This window comes from Nocardia tenerifensis NBRC 101015 (assembly GCF_000308715.1).
Lineage (GTDB): Bacteria > Actinomycetota > Actinomycetes > Mycobacteriales > Mycobacteriaceae > Nocardia > Nocardia tenerifensis.
Map to the genome: position 1 here is coordinate 63,903 of NZ_BAGH01000167.1, position 6,811 is coordinate 70,713.

Consider the following 6,811-nt stretch of genomic DNA (forward strand, 5'->3'; position numbering starts at 1 on the left):
GCGTCGCCGCCCCAGTTTAGCTACAAAGTGTAGACTACAAAATGTAGTTTTGGCGTTGGGAGTGAAAACCATGGCGGTACAATCGGATTCGGTCTTGATCCTGGGCGGTTCGGGGCAGGCGGGCGCGGGCGCGGCCGCAATGCTGCGGCGGTGGTACCCGTCCTTGCCGCTGACGATCGCGGGCCGAGATCTGGCCCGCGCGCAGCGGATCGCCGACGAACTGGGCTCCGCGACGGCGGTGACCATCGATCTCGAGCGCGACGATCTCGGTCTCCCGGAGGCGCACCGCCACTCGGCGGTGGTCGCGGCGCTGTGGGACGGCCGACGGTACGGGCTGCGCTACGCACAGCAGCGCGGGCTGCCGTACCTGAACATCTCGAGCGGTCTGGTGGACATCGCACCGGAAGTAATCGCGGGCGCGCAACGAGCGACCGCGCCGATCCTGGTGGCCAGTCACGTCTTCGCCGGTGTCGCAGTCCTCGCGGCCATCCACTCGGCCGAGCCGTTCGACCGGGTCGACACGGTCCGGCTCGGCGCGGTGCTCGATGCGACGGACATCGGCGGGCCCGCCGGGCTGGCGGATCTGGAGCGTCTGGCGGTCGCGACCTCGGCCGCGATGGTGCGCCGCGACGGGGTCTTCACCTGGACAGCCGACACACAGACCGAGGTGCGCGGCGCCGACGGTGCCACGCGGCCCGGCCAGGCCATCGCCACCTTGGACGTGCCCAGCATCGCCTTCGCGACGGGAGCGCCGAATGTTCGATTCGATTTCGCGATCGGTGACTCGCTGTCAGCCGAGGTTCGCATCGATATCGAAGGCGTGGATCGAGCCGGCGCGCCCCTGCGCGTGAGCCGCTCCCTCATCCATCCGGCAGGACAACGCCCGCTGACCGCGCTCGGCATCGCCCTCGGCGTCGAACGACTGCTCGCCCTGCGTGGTGCGCCGGTCCCGCCGGGCATCCACACTCCCGAGTCGCTGATCGACCCGGCCTACGCGGTCGAGCGAATGTACGAGATCGGCGCCGTGTTCAGCGATGCACAGGTCAGTTGACCGTCGGCCGCAACGCCTGTCGCGGCACGCCGGCCACGGAACCGCGATGAAAAGCGTTGGCGTCGAACATCCTTCGTAGGGAATAGTCGCGAGCGTGGTGAGTAGCGATCTATGGGACGCCGAGACGGCCGAACGTTACGACGAGGATTCGGCCTTCATGTTCGCACCCGAAGTACTCGATCCCGCCGTGCGATTCCTGGCCGATATGGCAGGCGGCCGGGTGCTGGAGTTCGCTATCGGTACCGGCAGGGTGGCGATTCCGTTGATCGAACAGGGTGTCGACGTGAGCGGAATCGAACTGTCCGAGCCGATGGTCCGGCGATTGCACGACAAGCGCCCCGACGTGCCGGTGGTCATCGGCGACATGACGTCGAGCCGGGTGCCGGGCGAGTTCTCGCTGGTGTACCTCGTGTGGAACAGCATCGGCAATCTGCTGACCCAGGCCGAGCAGGTCGAGTGCTTCCGCAACGCCGCGCGGCATCTCGCGCGCGGTGGGCGGTTCGTCATCGAGCTGGGCGTCCCCGGCCTCCGGCGATTCCCGCCCGGTCAGGCGGGGGTGCCGTTCCATATCGGCAGCCGTCATATCGGTGTCGACACCTACGACCTGACGACGCAGACGGGCACGTCGCACCACTACCGGCATCACCCGGACGGCACGGTCACCTACGGCTCGAGCAACTTTCGCTACATCTGGCCCGCGGAATGCGATCTGATGGCCCAGTTGGCCGGGCTTGTCCCGGAGTCGCGAAGCGCGGATTGGCTCGGCACCCCGTTCACCGGCGACAGTGAGAGCCACGTGTCGGTATGGCGCAAACCGCCAGGTCAGGCCTGACGGTATCGGCCTCGCCGGAGCGCCCCGGCATACCGAAACGTTATGTGACATGTGCGACGCGCTGACCGTGCCGACGCGCGAGCGGGGATGGTGACCTGGCATTATCCGACCATGGTCATTCCCAGCGTGCTGCCGGAACGTCCGACCGCCGGAACCCCGTTCGAGACGGGGTGGCCGGTCCGCCTGGCCGACACCGACGGCAATCAGCGCCTTCGACTCGACGCCATCGCCCGCTACCTGCAGGACATCGGCTTCGAGCACCTCGACGCCGTGGAGGACGGCGACACCCACCGCGGCTGGGTGGTGCGCCGGACGGTGATCGACGTGCTCAAACCGATCGAGTTCGGCGAGCGGGTCACCCTGCGCCGCTGGTGTTCGGGCCTGTCCACCCGCTGGTGCAATATGCGCGTGCAGATCGCCGGCGACCGCGGCGGCCTGGTCGAGACCGAGGCGTTCCTGATCCACTTCGGCACCGAGTCCGGCCTGCCGGCCAGGATGAGCGACCGCTTCATGGCGCCGATGCTGGCCAGCACCAGCGAACACCGCCTGCGCTGGAAGGCCGCGCTCACCGACCCCGCGCCGCCGCTCGACGCGCCCGGCGTGCGAGTCCGCCCCTTCCCGCTGCGCATCACCGATATCGACATGCTCGACCACGTCAACAACTCGGTGTATCTGAGCGGCGTCGAAGAGGTCCTGGCCGAGCATGACGACCTGAAGTCGGGACCGCATCGCGCGATCATCGAGTACGTGAAGCCGCTCAAGTCCGGCGACGACGTCGAACTGTCGGCCCATCGAACGGGCACGGCCCTCGACATCTGGTTCACCGTCGCCGACGAGACCCACGCGGCGACCCGGGTGATGCCCCTCTAACCCGCCAACTCCGCGACGGTGGCGCGAGCGCCCTTGTCGTACAGCGCGTCCAGCGCGGCGACATAGGCGCGCACGAATCGTGGCTCGTCGATCAGATCACCGAAAACCGAACGCGCACTGAGGAACGCGGTGCGATCCTCGCGCTGCCCGCGGGCCAGCGGCGTCAGCTGATCGCGCAGCCGGTCCACGATCTCGATCGGCTCGCCCTGCTCGTCGACGCCCTCCGCGTAGCGCGCCCAGCTCGCGACAATCGCTGCCGCGCAGGCGATCTCGCCGTCGTCGGCGAGCCGCTGCCGGATCACCGGCAGCACCCACTTCGGTATCCGATCCGACGACTCCGCGCACAGCCGCGCCACCGTGTCGCCGATCGCCGGATTGGCGAACCGCTCGAGCAGGGTGTGCTTGTACTGCTCGAGATCGACTCCGGGCACCGGCCGCAGGGTCGGCGTCGCCTCGATGTCCATGTACCGCAACAGGAATCGGCGCAAGGACGGATCGCGCGCCGCGTCGTCCACGAGCCGATAGCCCATGAGATACCCGAAATAGGCCAGAGCCTGATGACTGGCGTTCAACAGCCGCAGCTTCATCAGCTCGTACGGCGCGACATCGTCGACGAGCTGCACGCCGACCGCGTCGTAGTCCGGCCGGCCGAGGGTGAACGAGTCCTCCAGCACCCACTGCGTGAACGGCTCGGTCACCACCGGCCAGCGATCGTCCACCCCGTGGCGCCGCGCCACCTCCCGCGTCGCGGAATCCGGTGTGACGGGCGTGATCCGGTCCACCATGGAGTTCGGGAACCGCACCTCCCGCGCCACCCAGTCGCCGAGGTCGGGGTCGCGCAGCCGGGCGAACGCGCTGAACGTCGCGCGCGCGACGTGCCCGTTGCCCTCGATGTTGTCGCACGACATCACCGTGAACGGCGCGATGCCGCGCGCCCTGCGCCGGGCGAGACCCTCGGTGATGAGCCCGAAGATGGTGGCGGGCACCGCATTCGGCGCGAGGTCGGCACGCAGCCCCGGATCGTCGGCGTCGAACGCGCCGGTGGTGGGGGAGAAGTGGTAGCCACCCTCGGTGACGGTGAGCGAGACGATGCGGGTGGCCGGGTCGGCGAGCTTGGCCAGCACCGCCTCGGGATCGTCCGGCGCGTAAAGGTATTCGATGATCGAGCCGATGACGCGCGTGGTCCAGCCGCCGTCCGGGGCGAGCACCGACAGCGTGTACAGACCGTCCTGCGCGGTGAGCGCGTCGCGCATTCGCCGGTCGGCGGGCAGCACGCCCACTCCGCAGATGCCCCACTCCCGCGCCCCGCCCGCCGCGAGCAACTGGTCGACGTACATGGCCTGGTGCGCCCGATGAAATCCGCCGACGCCGAAATGCACTATGCCGGTGGTGATTCCGGTGCGGTCATAACTCGGCACGGTGATGCGGGAGCCGAGCTCTCGCAGATTCGCGGCCCGCAGCGCAACAGCCATGTCCCAAGTCATACCCACCCCAACAGTGTTGTGTACGTCACAGTCTGGATGCTACCCTCTGTGAGCAGTAGTTCACATGCTGAGCATATGCTCAGCGCTCGATGAGGAGGCCGAGTGGCCACCGTCCCGTCCCGCCATGGCACGTCCGATGACGTGCGGCTCGCGCTCCGCGCCGCGCAGCTCTATCACCTGGAAGGCGCGACCCAAGCCGAAATCGCCGCCAAACTCGGTGTTTCGCGCCCGACGGCCGGCCGGCTCATCGCCAGGGCCCGCGCGCAGGGCCTGGTGCGCATCGAGATCGGCGTCCCCGACGAACTGCGCGACTCGGTGCACACCGAACTCGAGACCGACCTCGAGCGCGCCTTCGGGCTCACCGAGGCCGTCGTGCTCCGCGACGTCCCCGACGGCTCCCCGTCCGGCCTGGCGCCGCTGGCGCGCGCCGCGGTCGGCGTGCTGGCCCGTCGGCTGCAGCCGCGGTCCACCCTCGGATTCACCTGGGGCCCAGAGACGATCGCCGTCGCGCACGAGCTGCGCACGAAGTCCGCCCGCTGCGCCACCGTCGTGCAACTCGACGGCTCGATGACCTCGGTCGACTACCAGACCGGCGTCGACTACACGCTCGGCCGCTGCGCCACCGTCCTGCAGGCCACCCCGGTCCGCCTGAACGCCCCGCTCTACGCCGACGCGGCGACGGTGACCGCGCTGGAACAGGATTCGCTGCTCGGCCACCCCTTGGCCCTCGGCCGCAACGCCGATGTGATGATGTTCGGCGTCGGCACCGTCTCCACCGCGACCACCCTCTTCGAGGGCAGCTACCTCGACACCGCGATCCTCGACGAGCTGCGCGGCCTCGGCGCGGTCGGCGAGATCGGCGGCCGCTTCTTCCGTGCCGACGGCCGCGACGTCGCGGGATCTCTTGCCGCCCGGACGGTCTCGGTGACCCTCGACGCCGTGCGCGCGTGCCCGGCCACGCTGCTGATCGCGGGCGGGCAGGTCAAACACGAGGCCACCCTCGGCGCGCTGCGCGGCGGGCTGGCCAAGATCCTCGTCACCGACCTCGAATGCGCGCGGTGGCTGCTCGAGCAGAAGGAGGCCATGGCCGATGACGTGGTCGAGGCATAGATCCATGCGCAGCCACCTACTGGCGCTTGCCGTTACGGCCGTCCTGGCAGCCGCGGGCTGCGCGGGCGCCGGATCGTTCGGCGGTGGCGGCGACACGGTCACCATCGCCATGGTGTCGAACTCGCAGATGCAGGACGCGATCGCCCTGTCCGGCGAGTTCGAACGCGAAAACCCTGGGACCAGACTGAAATTCGTGTCGCTGTCGGAGAACGAGGCGCGCGCCAAGATCACCGCCTCGGTCGCCACCGGCGGCGGCGAGTTCGACGTCGTGATGATCAGCAACTACGAGACCCCGCAGTGGGCGGCGAACGGCTGGCTGACCGACCTGTCGGCCCGCGCCCGCGAGACAGCGGGCTACGACGAGCAGGACTTCATCCCGTCGCTGCGAAAGTCGCTGTCGTATCAGGGCGCGATGTACTCGGTGCCGTTCTACGGCGAGTCCTCGTTCCTGATGTACCGCAAGGACCTGTTCGAGCAGGCCGGGCTCACCATGCCGGCCGAGCCCACCTGGGACCAGATCGCCGACGCCGCCGCGAAACTCGACGACCCCGACCACGGCCGCTCCGGAATCTGCCTGCGCGGCAAGCCCGGCTGGGGCGAGGCGCTCGCCCCGCTCAACACCGTGATCAACACCTTCGGCGGCCGCTGGTTCGACGAGAACTGGCACGCCGAGCTGAACAGCCCGGAAGTCGTTCGGGCCGTGGAGTTCTACATCGACCTGGTGCGCGAGCACGGCGAACCGGGCGCGGCCACCAGCGGTTTCGGCGAGTGCGCCACGCAGCTCTCCCAGGGCAACACCGCGATGTGGTACGACGCGACCTCGGCCGTGTCCGTGCTGGAGGACCCCGCGTCGAGCAAGGTGGTCGGCAAGATCGGCTACGCCCTGGCCCCGGTGCGGGACAAGCGCGACTCCGGCTGGCTCTACACCTGGTCGCTCGGCATCCCCAAGACGAGCGACAAGCCCGACGCCGCATGGAAATTCGTGTCCTGGATGACCGGGAAGCCTTACATCAAGATGGTCGGCGAGCGGCTCGGCTGGTCGCATGTGCCGCCCGGTAGCCGCCTGTCGACCTATCAGATCCCCGAGTACCGGGAAGCGTCGAAGGCGTACGGGCCGCTCACCCTGTCGGCGATGGAGGGCGTCGACCCGGAGCACCCGGGCGTGCGACCGGTGCCCTACACCGGCATTCAGTTCCTCACCATCCCGGAGTTCCAGGACCTCGGCACCCGGGTGAGTCAGCAGATCAGCGCCGCGATCGCCGGCCGGATCAGCGTCCGCGCCGCCCTCGATCAGGCTCAGCAGTACGCCGAGGTCGTCGGGCGATCGTATCGAGAGAGCCAGTAGCCATGTCCGAAACAGTCACCGCCCCAGCGGCTTCCGCCGCGCCGCGCGCCGCGACGCCCCCGCTCGTCTCGCGGCGCGACCACGTCTCCCGCGCGGAGGGCTGGCGCCGCCGCGGCCCG

Annotated in this window: 6 protein-coding genes; 5 read left to right on the top strand and 1 reads right to left on the bottom strand. The window is 69.2% G+C overall.

Going from position 1 to position 6,811, the window contains the following annotated elements; translation table 11 throughout:
• Positions 1 to 70 precede the first annotated feature (70 nt).
• The 3 genes from ON39_RS13505 (at position 71) to ON39_RS13515 (ending at position 2,753) form a co-directional block, all read left to right on the top strand.
• Positions 71 to 1,051 (top strand): saccharopine dehydrogenase family protein, encoded by a 981-nt coding sequence (locus tag ON39_RS13505; protein WP_040734223.1) that lies wholly within the window; start codon positions 71 to 73, stop codon positions 1,049 to 1,051.
• Between the two features lie 94 nt (positions 1,052 to 1,145).
• A complete protein-coding gene (locus tag ON39_RS13510) occupies positions 1,146 to 1,883 on the top strand; it encodes a class I SAM-dependent DNA methyltransferase (protein ID WP_040734224.1) in 738 nt (245 codons plus the stop codon).
• A 111-nt stretch (positions 1,884 to 1,994) separates the two neighbouring features.
• The gene (locus ON39_RS13515) at positions 1,995 to 2,753 is read left to right on the top strand and encodes an acyl-[acyl-carrier-protein] thioesterase (RefSeq protein ID WP_040734249.1); all 759 of its coding nucleotides are present in this window, start codon (positions 1,995 to 1,997) and stop codon (positions 2,751 to 2,753) included.
• On the opposite strand, the gene ON39_RS13520 is transcribed toward ON39_RS13515, so the two are convergent.
• The gene (locus ON39_RS13520) at positions 2,750 to 4,225 is read right to left on the bottom strand and encodes a mannitol dehydrogenase family protein (protein WP_051186576.1); all 1,476 of its coding nucleotides are present in this window, start codon (positions 4,223 to 4,225) and stop codon (positions 2,750 to 2,752) included. The two genes, ON39_RS13515 and ON39_RS13520, sit on opposite strands and share 4 nt — an antisense overlap.
• A gap of 114 nt (positions 4,226 to 4,339) precedes the next feature.
• Here ON39_RS13520 and ON39_RS13525 point away from each other — a divergent pair, with 114 nt between their 5' ends.
• Both ON39_RS13525 and ON39_RS13530 read left to right on the top strand, forming a co-directional pair.
• Positions 4,340 to 5,347 (top strand): sugar-binding transcriptional regulator, encoded by a 1,008-nt coding sequence (locus tag ON39_RS13525; RefSeq protein ID WP_040734226.1) that lies wholly within the window; start codon positions 4,340 to 4,342, stop codon positions 5,345 to 5,347.
• Positions 5,348 to 5,351: 4 nt separating this feature from the next.
• The gene (locus ON39_RS13530) at positions 5,352 to 6,692 is read left to right on the top strand and encodes an ABC transporter substrate-binding protein (RefSeq protein WP_040734227.1); all 1,341 of its coding nucleotides are present in this window, start codon (positions 5,352 to 5,354) and stop codon (positions 6,690 to 6,692) included.
• Positions 6,693 to 6,811 lie beyond the last annotated feature (119 nt).